Here is a 15,735-nt window from a genome sequence, read left to right as displayed (position 1 = left end):
CCCCGTCCTGCCCCGTCCCACCTCGGAAGAGAGCATGTCCTCCACCACCCGCCGGCCCCGCCGCCGCAGCCGCCTCCTCGTCCTGCCCGCCGTGCTGCTGCTCAGCGCCGTGCTGTCCTCCTGCTCGGTGGTCGAGGACCTCACCAACGGCAACGACCAGCCCGAGCCGACCGCCACCCCGACCACGTCCGCGACGACGGAGTACTACGACTCCCAGTTCACGCGGGACGGCACGTTCCAGTCGCACATCGACGTGGCGGGCCTCGACTTCGTCTACACGCTCTACCCGACGAAGTCGACGCCGCGGACCAACGAGTGGTACCCGCTCGGCAACAAGTACTTCTCCTTCACCTTCCAGGCCTACGACCTCAACCAGGACCTCCGCGCTCCGTTCAACACGAAGCGCAAGGTGTTCCTGGGGCGCATCCAGGTGACGTCCACGACGACGCGCTCGGACGGGGGGCCGTCCGAGTCGCCGTACACCCTCGACGCCGACGCCCGCACCATCACGCTCGACCCCGAGCCGCTCGGCAACTCCTACGGCATGCTCATCACGTCGCCGAAGGGCTCGTTCGAGCTCCGCAACCAGCAGATCAACCCGACCGACCCGGCGACGATCGGGATCGACCTCACCTTCACGGCCACCGTGCAGATGGAGTCGAGCGCCGGCTCGAACCGCTACGTCGAGCAGACCATCACCCAGAAGGTGCCGATCGCGATCTTCGCCTCCGACGAGGCCACCGTCGCGCAGGAGATCCCGATCAACGCCAACTGAGCGTCCGCCCCGCGGGCAGAGCACGAGGCCCCTCCGACCATCGCGGTCGGAGGGGCCTCGTGCTCTGTTCGCGGGGCGGACGGAGATCGGTCAGATGGTGGCCGCCATGCGGTAGCCGACGCCGCGGACCGGCTCGATGAGACGCGGCACGGCACCGACGTCGCCCAGCTTGCGCCGCAGGTCCTCGAGGTGCGCCTCGACGGTGCGCTTGTCGGCCTCGTTGACGAAGTACGCCGTCACGTAGTCCTGCCCGCGCATCGTCAGCACCAGGTCGGCCTTCGAGCGCACGCGGCGCCCGGTGCTGATGAGCGAGGCGAGCAGGTCGAACTCGACCGTCGTGAGGTCCACGCCGCGCCCGTCGACGAGCACCACCCGCGTGCCGGGGTTGAGCGCCAGGTTGTTGTGGCGGACCCAGCCGTCGCTCGCGAGCACCTGCTCCCCGGCACCGGCCGCCATCGCCGACGCCGGCGTCGTGCCGATCACCGGAGCCGCGGCCACCGGCTGCTGGACCGGCTGCTGCACCGGCTGCTGCACCGGCTGCTGGACGGGCTGCTGGTACGCCGCGGGAACGGGCTCGGCGTACGCCGGCGCCGTCGGCGGGATCGGCGGCAGGGGCGGGATCGGGGGCAGCTGCGGCGCCGGCTCGGCGGCCGGCGTCGCGTGGCGCGGTGCGGGCTGCTCCGGCTCCGTCGGCACCGGCCCGATCGTGGCCCGGTTGCCCTGGCTGAACTCGCGGCGCGTCTCGACGGCCCACCCGGTCGCCTCGCGGGCCGGCTCGGCCGGGGCGGCGTCCGGGTGCGGCTCGGGGTCGTGCTCGGCGCCGTCGCCGCGGCCGGCCTCCCCGCGGTCCCGGGGGCGGCGCAGCATCGACTCCGCGCGGGCCCGCAGCTCGCGGGGGCGGAACGGCTTCGTCAGGTAGTCGTCGGCGCCGGCCTCGAGCCCCATCACCACGTCGATCTCGTCGCTGAGCGCGGTGATCATGATGAGGTAGGTCGAGCTGAAGTCACGGATGCGGCGCGCCACCGCGAACCCGTCCATGCCGGGCATCGAGACGTCGAGCGTGGTGAGCACCGGGTCGTGCTCGCGCACCGCGGCGAGCCCGTCGACCCCGTTGCGGGTCACGTGGGTCACGTAACCGCTCTGGGTGAGCACGAGGTCGAGCAGGTCGGCGACGTCCGGATCGTCCTCGATGATGACGGCGATGCGGCGGGCGGGAGGTTGTTCCACCCGCTCAGGCTAGCAACGACCGCGCACGCCCCGAGGCTCCGCGCCACAAGATTCCCGTGGCGTTGCGCTCAAGGCAGACCCTGGACGAGGTCCGGAGGTCACCAGCCGCTGGCGAACGCCATCTCGAGAGCCCGCTCGACCCAGAACGTGCCCGCGTCGGGACCGCCGTTGCACGTGCCGTCGCTCTCCCCCGGGGGCTTGATCCACAGGCGCGCGTCCTGGTGGCTCCCGTCGCCCACCACGGCGGGGTCCTGGCCGAGCAGCCGGGCGGACGGGTTGCACCAGTCGCCCGACGCCGGCGACGGCGCCCCGTTGCGTCCGCTGTCGATGACGTAGTGGGCGCCGCCGAGCGCGGAGCTGAGGGCCTCGGCGTAGGTCCGCTCGTCGGCGTCCGACTGGTAGGCCGCCACGTTGGTCGAGAAGCCGCGCACGCGCGACACGTCCACCCGGCGCAGGAGGTCGGCCATCTCGTCGACCGAGCGCCAGTTGGAGTGACCGGCGTCGACGTACGTCGGCACGTCGGCGTCCACGAGGCTGCCGATGGCGCCCGCCAGCTGGCCGACCCGCTGGTCCGTGTTGCCGCAGTCGAACGTCGAGGCCAGACCGTCCGGCTCGAGCACGACGGCGGCGTGGCCGTCGCCGATGCCGGCGGCGGACGCGATCTCGCCCACCCACGCGGCGTAGTCGGCCGGCGGCAGCCCCCCCGCCGACAGGTCGCCCGAGCAGTCGCGGTCGGTGATGCCGTAGACGACCAGCAGCGCCGTGTCGTCGGCCTCCAGCGCCGCCTCCGCGATGTCCCGCACGAAGGCGCCCACCTGACCGCGAGGCAGGGCCTCGGGCGTGAGCCACGTCGCCGTCGGCACGTCGGCGAGCCGGTCGAGCACCTCGGCGTCGCGCGCCTCTCCCGCCGACCGCGCCGCATCGGCCGCTGCGGACGCCTGGGTCCCGCTCGCGACGTACAGGTCCCGGCCGCCGAAGGGGTTCGTCTCCTGCGGGTCGGGGCCACCGGGGAGCTGGCGGGCCAGGGGCCCGCGGGTGAGCGTGATGCCGATGACCACCGCGGCGAGGAGGACGACCGCGGTGCCGACGAGCCACACCCGCCGACGACGGCGGCGCTGCTGGCGCCGTGCCTCGGCGATCTCGGAGGGCGACGGCCCCCCGCGCTGCTGTCGACCGGTCTGGTTCGCCGCGGCCACCGCGGCAGGGTCGGCGCGCCGCACGTGCTCCGGGCGACGGACGTGGCCGGGCAGGTCGCCGGCGGGTCGACGGGGGGTGCCGGGACGAGCCGGAGCCTCGTCGTCGCCCGAGCCGCTGTTCATGAGGGCTGAGGGTAGTCGGCAGGTCCTCCTAGGGTGGGAGGCATGAGCAGAAGCGTTGACGAACGGTCCGAGCGATTCGTGGCGGACTACGCGGCGGCCGACCCCGTGACCGCCACCGGGATCGGGGTGGCCGGCCACGAGCACGAGCTGACCGACTACTCCCCGGAGGGCTTCGACGAGCGCCTGCGGCTCGCCCGCGCCGCCCTCGCCGACGTGCGGGCCGCCACGCCCGCCGACGACCGCGAGGCCGTGGCCCGGGAGGCGTTCCTCGAGCGTGTGGGCCTCCAGGTCGAGCACGACGAGGCGGGCTTCACCCGCAGCGAGGTGAACGTGATCGCCTCGCCGATCCACGAGCTGCGGCAGGTCTTCGACCTCATGCCGACCGCCACGGCCGAGGACTGGGAGGCCGTCGACGCGCGGCTCGCCGGCGTGCCCGGCGCCCTCGCCGGCCTGCGCGTCACCCTCGCCGAGGAGGCGGCGCACGGCCGGGTGAGCGCGGCGCGGCAGTACGCGGAGGTCGCCACCCAGCTGGAGCGCTGGACCGGCCAGACCGGCGGCACCAGCGTCTTCGCCGACCTCGTCGCGCGCGGTGTCGCGGCGGGCACGGTGCCCGCGGGCCTGCAGTCGTCGCTCGAGCGCGGGGCACGCGAGGCGACGTCGGCCTTCGCCTCGCTCGGCCTGTTCCTGTCCGACGAGATGGAGCCCCGGGGGCGCAGCGTCGAGGCCGTGGGCCGTGACCACTACGCGCTGGCCTCGCGCCTGTTCCTCGGCGCGGCCATCGACCTCGAGGAGACCTACGCCTGGGGCTGGGAGGAGCTCGCCCGCATCGAGGCCGACATGCGGGCGACCGCCGCGCGCATCACGCCCGCCGCGACCGGTGCGGACGCGATCGACGTGGCCGTGGCCCACCTCGAGGGCGACCCGGCGCGACGCATCGAGGGGCGCGAGCCGTTCCGCGCGTGGATGCAGGAGCTGGCCGACCGGGTCGTCGGCGAGCTCGCCGACGTCCACTTCGACATCCCCGAGCCGGTCCGCCGGATCGAGTGCTGCCTGGCGCCCACGAACGACGGCGGGATCTACTACACGGGGCCCAGCGAGGACTTCTCGCGCCCGGGGCGCATGTGGTGGTCGGTGCCGGACGGCATCGACGAGTTCCACCCCTGGCGCGAGACCACGACCGTGTTCCACGAGGGCGTGCCCGGCCACCACCTGCAGGTCGGCCAGACGGCCTACCGCTCGTCGCTGCTCAACCGCTGGCAGCGCACCATGTGCTGGGTGTCGGGGCACGGCGAGGGCTGGGCGCTCTACGCGGAGCGGCTCATGGACGAGCTGGGCTACCTCGACGACCCGGCCGACCGGCTCGGCATGCTCGACGCGCAGGGCTTCCGCGCGGCGCGCGTCATCGTCGACATCGGGATGCACCTGCAGCTCGAGATCCCCGCCGACAACCCGTTCGGGTTCCACCCGGGCGAGCGGTGGACGCCGGCGCTCGGGCTCGCGTTCATGCAGCAGCACTCGCGCGACGACGACGCGACGATCCGCTTCGAGGTGGCGCGCTACCTCGGGTGGCCCGGGCAGGCGCCGTCCTACAAGGTGGGCGAGCGCATCTGGCTCGAGGCCCGGGAGGCGGCGCGCGTCCGGCACGGCGACGCGTTCGACCTCAAGGCGTTCCACCGTGCGGCGCTCGACCTCGGCTCCCTGGGGCTCGACCCCCTGGTCGCCGCGCTCGCCCGGATCTGACGCCGTGGCCCCCACCGGTTCCCCCGGCCCCACCAACACCATCCTCGACGTCCCGGGGATCCGGGTGGGCCACGCCCAGCGCACCGAGCCCGGGTGGCTCACGGGCACGACGGTGGTGCTGCCGCCGCCGTACGGCGCGGTGGCCGGCGTCGACGTCCGGGGAGGTGGTCCCGGCACGCGCGAGACCGACCTCCTCGACCCGCGGAACCTGGTGGAGCGGGTCCACGCGGTGGTGCTCGGGGGTGGCTCCGCGCTGGGGCTCGCGGCGGCGGACGGGGTCGTGCAGCGGCTCCTCGACACGGGGGTGGGCTTCCCGATGGGCGCGGACCCGGGTGACGTGGTGCCCATCGTCCCGGCGGCGATCCTGTTCGACCTCGGCCGGGGCGGGGTGTTCCGGCACCACCCGGACGCGGCGCTGGGCGCCGCCGCGCACGACGCGGCCTCCGCGGACCCCGACGACCCCGGCGCCCCCGGCGCCCCCGGCGCCCCCGGCGCCCCCGGCGCCCCCGCCGGGCTCCTCGGACCGGTCGGCGCCGGCACCGGGGCGCGCGCCGGTGGGCTCCGCGGCGGCATCGGTTCCGCGTCGACGCAGCTGACCGGCGGCGGCACGGTCGGCGCGCTGGTGGCGGTCAACGCCGTCGGCTCGTGCGTCGACCCGGCGACGGGCGAGCTGTGGGGTCTCCCCCACTGCCTCCCCGCCGACCTGCCCGCCGGCGGGGTCCGCCGACCGGACGCGGCCGAGCTGCGCGCGGCCCACGACCTCGCGGCCGCCCTGGACCCGTCCCGGCGCGCCCCGCTCGCCACCACCATCGGCGTGGTCGCCACCGACGTGCCCCTCACCAAGGCGGCCTGCGCGAAGGTGGCCGGCGTGGCGCACGACGGGCTCGCGCGCGCGATCCGTCCGGTGCACTCGATGTTCGACGGCGACACCCTGTTCGCGCTCTCGACGGCGCCGCAGGACGCGCCGGCGCCGGATCCCGCGACGTACCCCCTCCACCTCCACGAGCTCCTCGACGCCGCTGCGACGACGGTGGCGCGCGCCGTGGTCCGCGCGATGCTCGCCGCCACGTCGGTGACGACGCCGTGGGGCACGATGCGCAGCTACCGCGAGGCGTTCCCCAGTGCCGTGGCGCCTGCCTCCCCCGGCTCGCGCGGCGCGGGCGCGTAGGGTCGGGACGTGCCGACGACCTTCCCCACCCTCGCGCGCGCCGAGCGCTCCGCCCTCGCCGACCTCGCCGTCGCGGTGGGGCCCGACGCTCCGACCCTCTGCGGCGGATGGACGGTGAAGGACCTCGTCGTCCACCTGCTGGTGCGCGAGCGCAACCCGCTGGCCCAGGCCGGCGAGCTCCTCCCGCCGCTCTCGCCCCTCACCGAGCGGGCGACGGAGCGCTGGGGCCGCGCCGACCTGCCGCTGCTCGCCGACCAGCTGCGCCGCCCGTTCCTCACGTGGGCGGCCATCGGCCCCGTCGACCGCCTCGTCAACACGGTCGAGCTCTTCGTGCACCACGAGGACGTGCGGCGGGCGCAGCCCGACTGGGCGCCCCGCGACCTGCCCGACGCGGCCGAGGACGAGCTGTGGCGGCTGTTCAAGCCCGTCGCCGTGATGGCGACCCGCAAGGTCGGCGCTCCCCTCGTCGCCGTCGACGCCCGCAACGGCCGCCGGATCGTCCTCCGTCGCGGCGACGGCCCGGCCGTGGTCACCGGCCGCCCCCAGGAGCTGGTGCTCCGCCTCCTGGGCCGCGACCAGGTGCACGACGTCGACGTCTCCGGCCCCGACCTCGCCGTACGCCGCTTCCAGATCGCCACCCTCGGCCTCTGAGCGCGCCGGGCAGGAATGCGCGGGGGTGTCGGCGCGGCGGGCGCGTTCGGCGCGACGAGCTGAGCGAAGTGGGCGGGTTGGGGGTCGGACGGGCCCGGAACTGTGCGTCTGGGACGCGCCTCGGGCGATCGGACGCGTCGCGCCCGCACAGTTCTGACGGCCCGTCAGCAGGTCTCGATCATCGGCCCCCGTCGTCGCGCGCGCGGCGCGATGGCGGAGGGCCCGCCGGACCGAACGCAGGCGCGGGCGGGTATGACGCACTCGCCCCGGCGCCGCCAGACGGTCCCGTCGAGGGTCCAGATGAGCTGCGCCCGGGTCCAGCCGCGAGGGTCGAGCTCGTCCGCCCACCCCACGTCGGGGCACCAGCAGTGGACGTCGTCCACCAGCGTCACCGCACCGGGTAGCCCGCCCGGCCGATGGCGTCCTTGACCTCGCCGATCCGCAGCGTCCCGAAGTGGAACACCGTCGCGGCGAGCACCGCGTCGGCGCCGGCCTCGACCGCGGGCGCGAAGTGCTCCAGGGCTCCGGCGCCGCCGGAGGCGATGACGGGCACGGACACCTCGCGGCGCACGGCGCGCAGCAGCTCGAGGTCGAAGCCGTCCTGGGTGCCGTCGGCGTCCATGGCGTTGAGCAGGATCTCCCCCGCGCCGAGCTCGGCGGCGCGCACGGCCCACTCGATGGCGTCGAGCCCGGCAGAGCGGCGTCCGCCGTGGGTGGTGACCTCGAACCCCGAGGCGGTGCCCTCGCTGCCCGGCGGCACCCGGCGGGCGTCGACGGAGAGCACGAGCACCTGGTTGCCGAAGCGGTCGGCGATCTCCGCCACCAGCTCGGGGCGTCGGATCGCGGCGGTGTTGACGGCGACCTTGTCGGCGCCGGCCCGCAGCAGCCGGTTCACGTCCTCGACGCTGGAGACGCCTCCGCCCACGGTCAGCGGGATGAACACCTGCTCGGCCGTGCGGGCGACGATCTCGAGCGTCGTCGCGCGGCCCTCGTGCGACGCCGAGATGTCGAGGAAGGTCAGCTCGTCGGCGCCCTCCGCGTCGTACGTGCGCGCCAGCTCGACCGGGTCGCCGGCGTCGCGCAGCTCGCGGAAGTTGATCCCCTTGACCACCCGACCGCCGTCGACGTCGAGGCACGGGATGACCCGCACGGCGACGCTCACGCGACCGCACCCTTCGTCAGCGCCAGCGCGTCCTCGAGGGTGAAGCGGCCCTCGTACAGCGCCGTGCCGGCGATCGCGCCCTCGACGCCGAGCGGCACGAGCTCCATGAGGGCCCGGACGTCGTCGAGGGTCGTGACGCCGCCCGACGCCACGACGGGCCGCGACGTCGCCGCACACACGTCGCGCAGGAGCTCGAGGTTGGGGCCGGCGAGCATGCCGTCCTTGTTGACGTCGGTCACGACGTACCGGGCGCACCCCTCGGCGTCGAGCCGCGCCAGCGTCTCGTAGAGGTCGCCCCCCTCGCTCGTCCAGCCGCGCGCGGCGAGCGTGCGGCCCCGGACGTCGAGGCCGATCGCGATGCGGTCGCCGTGGCGCGCGATCGCCGCGGCGCACCACTCGGGGTTCTCGATCGCCGCCGTGCCGATGTTGACCCGACGGCATCCCGTGGCCAGCGCGGCCTCGAGCGACGCGTCGTCGCGGATGCCGCCGCTCATCTCGACGTCGATGTCGAGGCGTCCCACGATCTCGGCCTGCAGGGCCCGGTTGCTCCCCACGCCGAAGGCACCGTCGAGGTCGACGAGGTGCAGCCACTCCGCGCCCGCCTCCTGCCAGCGCAGCGCCGCCTCGACCGGGTCACCGAAGCGCTTCTCGGAGCCGTCGATGCCCTGCACGAGCTGCACGGCCTGGCCCCCCTTGATGTCGACGGCGGGGAGGAGCTCGAGGTACGTCGCGGGCACGGTGGCCTGCCTTTCTTGCGGTTCCGGATCGATCGGCCGACGGACGGCCGCGTGGTTCAGAGCGTGGCGACCCAGTTGCGCAGCAGGGCTGCGCCGGCGTCGCCCGACTTCTCGGGGTGGAACTGGGTCGCCCACAGCGGTCCGTTCTCGACGGCGGCGACGAACCGGTCACCGCCGTGCTCGGCCCAGGTCACGAGCGGCGCGCGGGTGCGGTCGTTGGTGACGAGCTCCCAGCGGCGCGCCCCGTAGGAGTGCACGAAGTAGAAGCGCTCGTTCTCCGCGCCGGCGAACAGGGTCGACCCCTCCGGGACCTCCACCGTGTTCCACCCCATGTGCGGCACGACGGGGGCCTCGAGACGCTCGACCGTGCCCGGCCACTCGTCGCAGCCGACGGTCTCGACGCCGTGCTCGATGCCACGGCCGAAGAGGATCTGCATGCCCACGCAGATGCCGAGGACCGGCCGCCCGCCCGCGAGCCGTCGCCCGATGATCTCGTCGCCCTTGACGGCGCGCAGCCCGTCCATGCACGCGGCGAACGCGCCCACGCCCGGCACCAGCAGCCCGTCGGCGTCGAGGGCCGCCTGCTTGTCGGCCGTCAGCACGACCTCGGCGCCGGCGCGCTCCACGGCGCGCACGGCCGAGCGCAGGTTGCCGGAGCCGTAGTCGAGGACGACGACGGTGGGCCGCTCGCCGTCGGGGCGCGCGGGTGCCGTCACAGCGTCCCCTTGGTGGAGGGCACGCCGGTCTCGCGCGGGTCGAGGGCGACCGCGTCCCGGAAGGCCCGGGCGAACGCCTTGAACTGCGTCTCGACGATGTGGTGCGGCTCCCGGCCGGCCAGCACGCGCACGTGGAGTGCGAGGTGACCGTGGAACGCGATGGTCTCGAAGACGTGCTTGGTGAGCGAGCCCAGGTAGGACACGCCGGAGCCGCCGAGCTGCACGTACTGCTGCCCCTCCGGCTCCCCCGTGTGCACGCAGTACGGCCGCCCCGAGATGTCCACGACGGCCTGCACCAGCGCCTCGTCGAGCGGGACCGTCGCGTCCCCGAAGCGACGGGTGCCCGACTTGTCCCCGAGCGCCTCACGGATCGCCTGGCCGAGCACGATCGCGGTGTCCTCGACCGTGTGGTGGGCGTCGATCCAGGTGTCGCCCTCGGCGCGCACCGTGAGGTCGACGAGCGCGTGGCGCGCGAAGGCCGTGAGCATGTGGTCGTAGAACCCGACGCCGGTGGAGATGTCGTGCGTGCCCGAGCCGTCGACGTCGATCTCGACGAGGATCTTCGACTCGCTCGTGGTGCGCTCGAGGCGTGCGGTGCGGGGGGTGCTCACTGGTTCTCCTGGATGACAGTGGTGGTGACGGTGGTGAGGGCGTCCCGGAAGGCCGCCATCTCGGCCGGGGTGCCGACCGAGACACGGAGCCAGCCGTCGGGGCCGGTCTCGCGGATGAGGACGCCGCGGTCGAGCAGGCCGCGCCACACGGCGTGCCGGTCGGCGAAGCGGCCGAACAGCACGAAGTTGGCGTCGGAGTCGGCGACGTCGTGCCCCTGCTCCCGCAGCCAGTCGACGAGCAGGTCGCGCTCGCCGCGCAGCGCGTCGACCTGCCCGAGCAGCTCGTCGGTGTGCCGCAGAGCCGCGAGCGCGGTGGCCTGCGTCGTCGCCGACAGGTGGTAGGGCAGCCGCACGACGCGGATCGCGTCGGTCACGGCCGGGTCGGCGGCGAGGTAGCCCAGCCGCAGGCCCGCGCCGGCGAACGCCTTGCTCATCGTGCGGGACACGACGAGGTTGCGGTGCGTCGGCAGCAGCTCGATCGCGCTCGGGGTGCCCGCGCGCCGGAACTCGCCGTACGCCTCGTCGACCACCACGAGCCCGCCGCGGCCGTCGTTGCCGTGCTCCGCGGCGGCCGTGCACAACGCGTCCACCGCGGCCGGCGGCAGCGCCGTGCCCGTCGGGTTGTTGGGGCTCGGCAGGAGCACGATGCTCGGCCGGTGCTCCGCGATGAGCTCCCGCGCCGCGTCGAGGTCGAGCGCGAAGTCCTCCCGTCGCCGCCCCGCCACCCACGCGGTGTTGCTGTCGCGTGCGTACTCCGGGTACATCGAGTACGTCGGCGCGAAGCTCACCGCCGTGCGCCCCGGCCCGCCGAAGGCCTGCAGGAGCTGCAGCATCACCTCGTTGGACCCGTTCGCCGCCCACACCTGCTCGGGCACGATCGGCGCCTGGCCGTCCGCGACGTCCCGGGAGAGGTACGCCGCGAGCGCCGTCCGCAACGCCACGAACTCCCGGTCGGGGTAGCGGTTGAGCGTGCGCGCCGCCTCCGCCACCGCCTCCGCGATGTCGGCGACGCACGCCTCGGAGGGCCCGTACGGGTTCTCGTTGACGTTGAGCTGCACCGGGACGTCGAGCTGGGGCGCGCCGTACGGGGCGATGCCCGCCAGCTCCGCGCGGAGCGGGAGCCAGCCGGTGTCCTCGGCGACCGCGTCGGCGGCGGTCACGAGAACCGCACCTTCACCGCGGCCCCGTGACCCGGCAGGTCCTCGGCCTCGGCGAGGGTGACGACGTGGTCGGCGACGTCGCCGAGGCCCTGGCGGTCGTACTCCACGACGTGCACCGACTTCGTGAACGCGCGCACCGACAGGCCCGAGGAGTGACAGGCGCAGCCGCCGGTGGGCAGCACGTGGTTGGAGCCGGCGCAGTAGTCACCGAGGCTCACGGGCGCGAAGCCGCCGACGAAGATCGCGCCGGCGTTGCGCACGCGGGCGGCCCAGGCGGTAGCGTCCACCGTCTGGATCTCGAGGTGCTCCGCCGCGTAGGCGTCGACGACCGCGACGCCCTGCTCGAGGTCGTCGACGAGCACGACACCGGACTGCTCCCCCGTCAGCGCCGTGCGGATCCGCTCGACGTGCTTCGTCGCCGCGACCTGCTTCTCCAGCTCCACCTCGACGGCGTCGGCCAGGGTGGTGCTGGGCGTCACCAGCACGGCTGCGGCCAGCGGGTCGTGCTCGGCCTGGCTGACGAGGTCGGCGGCGACGAACGCCGGGTCCGCGGAGTCGTCGGCCAGGATGGCGATCTCCGTCGGGCCGGCCTCCGAGTCGATCCCCACGAGACCCTTGAGCAGGCGCTTGGCCGTGACGACGTAGATGTTGCCCGGCCCCGTCACCAGGTCGACCTTGCGGCACGGCCCCGTTCCGTAGGCGAACATGGCGATCGCCTGGGCCCCGCCCACGGCGTACACCTCGTCGACCCCCAGCAGCGCGCACGCCGCGAGGATCGTCGGGTGCACCGAGCCGCCGAACTCCTTCTGCGGCGGGCTCGCGAGCGCGATGGAGCCCACGCCCGCGACCTGGGCCGGCACGACGTTCATCAGCACGCTGGAGACGAGCGGGGCGAGGCCGCCGGGCACGTAGAGACCGACCCGGTCGACCGCGACCTTGCGGTGGGTCACCCGGGCACCGGGGCCGAGGTCGGTGACGACGTCGGTCTCCAGCTCCGCGGCGGACGTCGCGCGCAGCCGCGCGATCGACTCGTCGAGCCCGGCCCGGATGGCCGGGTCGAGCTCGGCGAGGGCGCGCTCCGTCGCCCCCGCGGGGACGCGGATGTCGTCGAGCTGGACGCCGTCGAACCGGGCACCGAGCTCGAGGATCGCCTCGACACCGCGCTCGCGCACGGCCTCCGTGATCGCATGCACCGCCGGCACCGCCGCCTCGACGTCGAAGTCGGCGCGCGGCACGACCGCCCGGTAGTCGAGGGAACCGGGGGTCGCTCCACGCAGGTCGATGCGGCGCAGCAGCGCGCCGGAGACGGATGACGACATGACCCCGATCCTAGGCCGCGACGCGCGCCGGAGCCGCACCGCGGGCTCCGGGTGGGACGCATCACCTAGGGTCGGGACGTGACCGAGAGCGCGGGCGGAACCGGTGGAGCCGAGGGCGACGCCACCGAGCGCCTGCCCATGTTCCCCCTCGGGTCCGTCCTGTTCCCGGGGCTGACGGTGCCGCTGCGCGTCTTCGAGGACCGGTACGTCGCGCTCGTCCGCCACCTGGAGGCGGTCCCCGAACCGGCGCGGCGCCTCTTCGGGTCGGTCGCCATCCGCGACGGCTACGAGGTCGGCAACCGCGGGAACCAGTCGCTGCACCGCGTCGGGTGCCGGCTCCAGCTGACCGAGGTCGAGGACTCGGGCGACGGCACGTTCGAGATCGTCGCGGTCTGCCGCGACCGGATCCGGCTCGACCGCCTCGACGTCTCCGGCCCCTTCCCCGTGGGCGACGTCGCGGTGCTGCCCGACCAGCTGACGCCCCCCTCCCCCGGCGCCGTCGAGCACACGGGGGCGTTGTTCGCGGCGTACCAGGCCGTCATCGCCGAGCTCGGCGGCACGGTGGTGGAGGGGTCGCTGCCCGCTGATCCCGTCTACCGCTCGTGGGCGATGTCGGCCGTGGCGCCGCTCCCCCTGTCCGACCGCCAGCGGCTGCTCGAGACACCCGACCCGGAGGAGCGCTACGCGCTGCTGGCCGAGATGTTCTCCTCCGAGCTGCGCGCGATCAACGTGATCCCGTCCCTGCCCGCGACGCACCTCAACCGCACGGGCTGGTCGCCCAACTAGACGCCCACCGGGCCTACGCTCGCCCCGTGGCCAGGAGACGCGGCGCCGGGAGCGGCGGCACCCCCGCGACCACCGCGCTCTCCGCGGCGGGCACGTGGTTCGCGCTGCACCCCTACGAGCACGACCCCCGCACGACGTCGTACGGCGACGAGGCCGCCACCGCGCTCGGCACGGATCCCACGCGCGTCCTCAAGACGATCGTCGTCGACGCCGACGGCGAGCTCTGCGTCGGTGTCGTGCCGGTGGCGGGCACCCTCGACCTCAAGGCCGTCGCCGCCGCGCTGGGCGCACGCAAGGCCCGCCTGGCCGAGGTGGCCGCCGCCGAGCGCGCCACCGGGTACGTCGTCGGCGGCATCTCCCCCGTCGGCCAGAGGCGCGCGCTGCGGACGGTGGTGGACGTCTCCGCCCTCGACCACGCGACCGTGCTCGTCTCCGGCGGCCGCCGCGGGCTCGACATCGAGCTGCGGCCCGGCGACCTCGTCGCGGCCACCGGCGCGGTCGTCGCACCGGTGGCGCGCGGTTGAGCCGGGCTCAGCCGGTCGTCGTCACCCGCAGCAGCGTGTGGGCCACGTCGTCCTCGACGCGCACCGACAGGCCGAGCGCGGCGAGCGGCTCCACGTTGTCGGCGATCTCGTCGTCGCCCTCGTCGCGGAGGAGGTCGGCCAGCCAGCCGCCGTCGGCCGTGAAGTCGACGAAGAGCAGCGCGTGCACGTCGTCGGTCTCCGGCACGACGTCACGGAACAGGTCGGACCCGCCGAGGCCACCGGACGTCGCGAGGTCGTCGGCGTAGCCCGCGGACGGGCTCCCCACCGTCGTGCCGTCGTCGCCCTCGGTGACGTTGAGGTCGAGGTCGCGCGGCGCGTCGGTCGACGTGAGCAGCTCGTCGACGAGGTCCGCGATCGCATCGGTGTCGGAGGAGCGCACCGTCGCGCCGGCCTCGGCCCCCTCGATGTCCCCGTTCTCGAGCGCGTCGAGGTCGACGCCCGCCCCGACGGAGAGCGCGACCCCCTGGCCGAGCAACGTCTCGACGTCGTCCGGCAGGCTCCAGCCGGTCTCGTCCTCGAGGTCGGCGACCGCGTCGTCGATCTCGTCGCGGTCGACCCCGCTCGCCTCGACCTGCTCCAGCAGCGCGTCGTACCACCCGTCCGCCAGCCCCACCGCCGCCACCGCCGCCGTGTCCCCGGGCAGACCGCTGGCGAGGTCGCCGGCCGTGCCGTCGGTCAGGCGCGGGGCGTCGTCCCCCGTCGTGGCCTGGGTCGCCGCCTCGAGCTCGAGCCCGCCGTCGGCGAACCGGAGCGTCAGCGCCGCACCCTCGAAGTCGGCGGCGCTCTCCAGCGCCTCGTCCTCGTACGCCGCGTCGATCAGCCCGTCGTCCACGAGGCCCTCCACGACCCGCGTGGCGCTGTCCGGCGCCGCGTAGGCGCTGAGGATGCCCGCGTCACCGGCCTCCTCCACCCACCGCTGGTAGGTGTCGTCGGAGGCCAGCGAGCCCTCGGCCGCGTCGGCCAGCACGTCCTCGGCGAGGGCGTCGGAGTCGGTCACGACCATCCAGCCGCCGTCGATCGACCATCCCAGCTCGTCACCCGCGCCGCTGCAGTCGGCCAGGTCGTCCATCGCCGCCTCGGCGCCGTCGGCGTCGTCGACCTGCACCACCACGACGACGTCGCCGCCCAGCGCGGGCACCTGGGGTCGGCCGCCGCTCGAGGGCACGACGGCGACCCCGAAGCGGTCACCCAGCCACGGGGCGACGTCGTCGTCGAAGTCCAGGTCGTCGCAGGCCGAGCCGCCGACGATGCCGTCGAAGATCTCGCGCCGGACGTCGTCGTCGCGGTCGAGCCCGACCTCCTCGTCGAAGGCGGGGAACTGCTCGAGGAAGTCGAGCGCCGCCAGCTTCTGCTGCCCGCTCGGGTCCAGGTCGAGCCCCACGTAGAACAAGGTGTCGGCGGGCAGCGCCTCCGCCGCCTGCGGCCCGGTCGCGAAGTACGCCTGCCACGCCCAGATGCCGCCGCCGATCAGCGACAGGCCGAGGACGCCCGCGATCCCGCCGGCGATCCACCGGCCGCGGCGCCGCGGCGCGGGCGGCTGGCCGAACGTGCCCGGGGGCTGGTGCGGGGGCTGGCCAGGGGGCGTGCCGTACTCGCCCGGGCCCATCCAGGGCGGAGGAGGCGGCCCCTGCGGGTAGCCCTGCTGCTGGGGGTAGCCCTGCTGCTGCGGGTGCTGGGGCCACCCGACGGGCGCCGACGGCTGCGTCGATCCTTCCTCGGGACGGCCGGTGCCCTCCGGTGGCTGCATGCTCATCCTGGTCCCCCTCGTCGCCGTGCGGTCGCGACCCTGACCAGCCGCGACCCACGAGTGCCTACCCCG

The 15,735-nt window shown here is 74.8% G+C and carries 15 protein-coding genes; 6 read left to right on the top strand and 9 right to left on the bottom strand.

The features are described from left to right. Nucleotides 1–34 precede the first annotated feature (34 nt). Entirely contained in the window at nucleotides 35–775 is a 741-nt protein-coding gene (locus G3T38_RS02020; RefSeq protein ID WP_163770380.1) for a hypothetical protein, read from the top strand. 90 nt (nucleotides 776–865) lie between these two features. Here G3T38_RS02020 and G3T38_RS22440 read toward each other — a convergent pair whose 3' ends face one another. Then, the gene (locus G3T38_RS22440) at nucleotides 866–2,002 is read right to left on the bottom strand and encodes a response regulator (protein WP_163770379.1); all 1,137 of its coding nucleotides are present in this window, start codon (nucleotides 2,000–2,002) and stop codon (nucleotides 866–868) included. A 98-nt stretch (nucleotides 2,003–2,100) separates the two neighbouring features. Then, on the bottom strand, nucleotides 2,101–3,321 hold the full coding sequence (locus G3T38_RS02010) for a glycoside hydrolase family 6 protein (RefSeq protein WP_163770378.1): 1,221 nt from the start codon (nucleotides 3,319–3,321) through the stop codon (nucleotides 2,101–2,103). A gap of 42 nt (nucleotides 3,322–3,363) precedes the next feature. On the opposite strand from G3T38_RS02010, the gene G3T38_RS02005 reads away from it, so the two are divergent. The 3 genes from G3T38_RS02005 to G3T38_RS01995 are packed head-to-tail and all read left to right on the top strand — an operon-like array spanning nucleotide 3,364 to nucleotide 6,880. After that, entirely contained in the window at nucleotides 3,364–5,061 is a 1,698-nt protein-coding gene (locus G3T38_RS02005) for a DUF885 domain-containing protein (RefSeq protein ID WP_163770377.1), read from the top strand. A 4-nt stretch (nucleotides 5,062–5,065) separates the two neighbouring features. Beyond that, nucleotides 5,066–6,229, top strand: coding sequence for a P1 family peptidase (locus G3T38_RS02000; protein WP_163770376.1), 1,164 nt, complete (start codon nucleotides 5,066–5,068; stop codon nucleotides 6,227–6,229). 9 nt (nucleotides 6,230–6,238) lie between these two features. Then, nucleotides 6,239–6,880 carry a TIGR03085 family metal-binding protein gene (locus G3T38_RS01995; RefSeq protein ID WP_163770375.1) on the top strand — a complete coding sequence of 214 codons (642 nt, stop codon included), beginning with the start codon at nucleotides 6,239–6,241 and terminating at the stop codon, nucleotides 6,878–6,880. 388 nt (nucleotides 6,881–7,268) lie between these two features. Here the strand turns inward: G3T38_RS01995 and hisF are convergent, their stop codons facing one another. Genes hisF through hisD form a run of 6 tightly spaced genes read right to left on the bottom strand, consistent with a single transcriptional unit; the run spans nucleotide 7,269 to nucleotide 12,561 of the window. Further along, complete coding sequence (hisF, locus tag G3T38_RS01990) at nucleotides 7,269–8,042, bottom strand: imidazole glycerol phosphate synthase subunit HisF (RefSeq protein ID WP_163770374.1); 774 nt, start codon at nucleotides 8,040–8,042, stop codon at nucleotides 7,269–7,271. Continuing rightward, nucleotides 8,039–8,779 (bottom strand): bifunctional 1-(5-phosphoribosyl)-5-((5-phosphoribosylamino)methylideneamino)imidazole-4-carboxamide isomerase/phosphoribosylanthranilate isomerase PriA, encoded by a 741-nt coding sequence (priA, locus tag G3T38_RS01985; protein WP_338037404.1) that lies wholly within the window; start codon nucleotides 8,777–8,779, stop codon nucleotides 8,039–8,041. Before priA ends, hisF begins: the two co-directional genes overlap by 4 nt. A gap of 56 nt (nucleotides 8,780–8,835) precedes the next feature. Continuing rightward, nucleotides 8,836–9,495, bottom strand: a complete 660-nt coding sequence (hisH, locus tag G3T38_RS01980) for an imidazole glycerol phosphate synthase subunit HisH (protein WP_163770373.1) — start codon at nucleotides 9,493–9,495, stop codon at nucleotides 8,836–8,838. After that, nucleotides 9,492–10,106 carry an imidazoleglycerol-phosphate dehydratase HisB gene (gene hisB, locus G3T38_RS01975; protein WP_163770372.1) on the bottom strand — a complete coding sequence of 205 codons (615 nt, stop codon included), beginning with the start codon at nucleotides 10,104–10,106 and terminating at the stop codon, nucleotides 9,492–9,494. Before hisB ends, hisH begins: the two co-directional genes overlap by 4 nt. After that, a complete protein-coding gene (locus G3T38_RS01970; RefSeq protein ID WP_163770371.1) occupies nucleotides 10,103–11,266 on the bottom strand; it encodes a histidinol-phosphate transaminase in 1,164 nt (387 codons plus the stop codon). Before G3T38_RS01970 ends, hisB begins: the two co-directional genes overlap by 4 nt. Next, entirely contained in the window at nucleotides 11,263–12,561 is a 1,299-nt protein-coding gene (gene hisD / locus G3T38_RS01965; RefSeq protein ID WP_163770655.1) for a histidinol dehydrogenase, read from the bottom strand. The genes G3T38_RS01970 and hisD overlap by 4 nt, the downstream gene beginning before the upstream one ends. Nucleotides 12,562–12,663: 102 nt before the next feature. On the opposite strand from hisD, the gene G3T38_RS01960 reads away from it, so the two are divergent. Both G3T38_RS01960 and ybaK read left to right on the top strand, forming a co-directional pair. Further along, nucleotides 12,664–13,371, top strand: coding sequence for an LON peptidase substrate-binding domain-containing protein (locus G3T38_RS01960; RefSeq protein WP_338037403.1), 708 nt, complete (start codon nucleotides 12,664–12,666; stop codon nucleotides 13,369–13,371). 26 nt (nucleotides 13,372–13,397) lie between these two features. Then, entirely contained in the window at nucleotides 13,398–13,895 is a 498-nt protein-coding gene (ybaK, locus tag G3T38_RS01955; RefSeq protein WP_163770370.1) for a Cys-tRNA(Pro) deacylase, read from the top strand. A gap of 7 nt (nucleotides 13,896–13,902) precedes the next feature. On the opposite strand, the gene G3T38_RS01950 is transcribed toward ybaK, so the two are convergent. After that, nucleotides 13,903–15,669 carry a DUF3352 domain-containing protein gene (locus G3T38_RS01950; RefSeq protein ID WP_163770369.1) on the bottom strand — a complete coding sequence of 589 codons (1,767 nt, stop codon included), beginning with the start codon at nucleotides 15,667–15,669 and terminating at the stop codon, nucleotides 13,903–13,905. Nucleotides 15,670–15,735 lie beyond the last annotated feature (66 nt).

Source organism: Nocardioides zeae (genome assembly GCF_010686755.1).
In the GTDB taxonomy this organism is placed as follows: Bacteria; Actinomycetota; Actinomycetes; order Propionibacteriales; family Nocardioidaceae; genus Nocardioides; species Nocardioides zeae.
The sequence above is the reverse complement of the archived record's forward strand: the minus strand, read 5'-3'. Positions and strand labels throughout refer to the sequence as shown.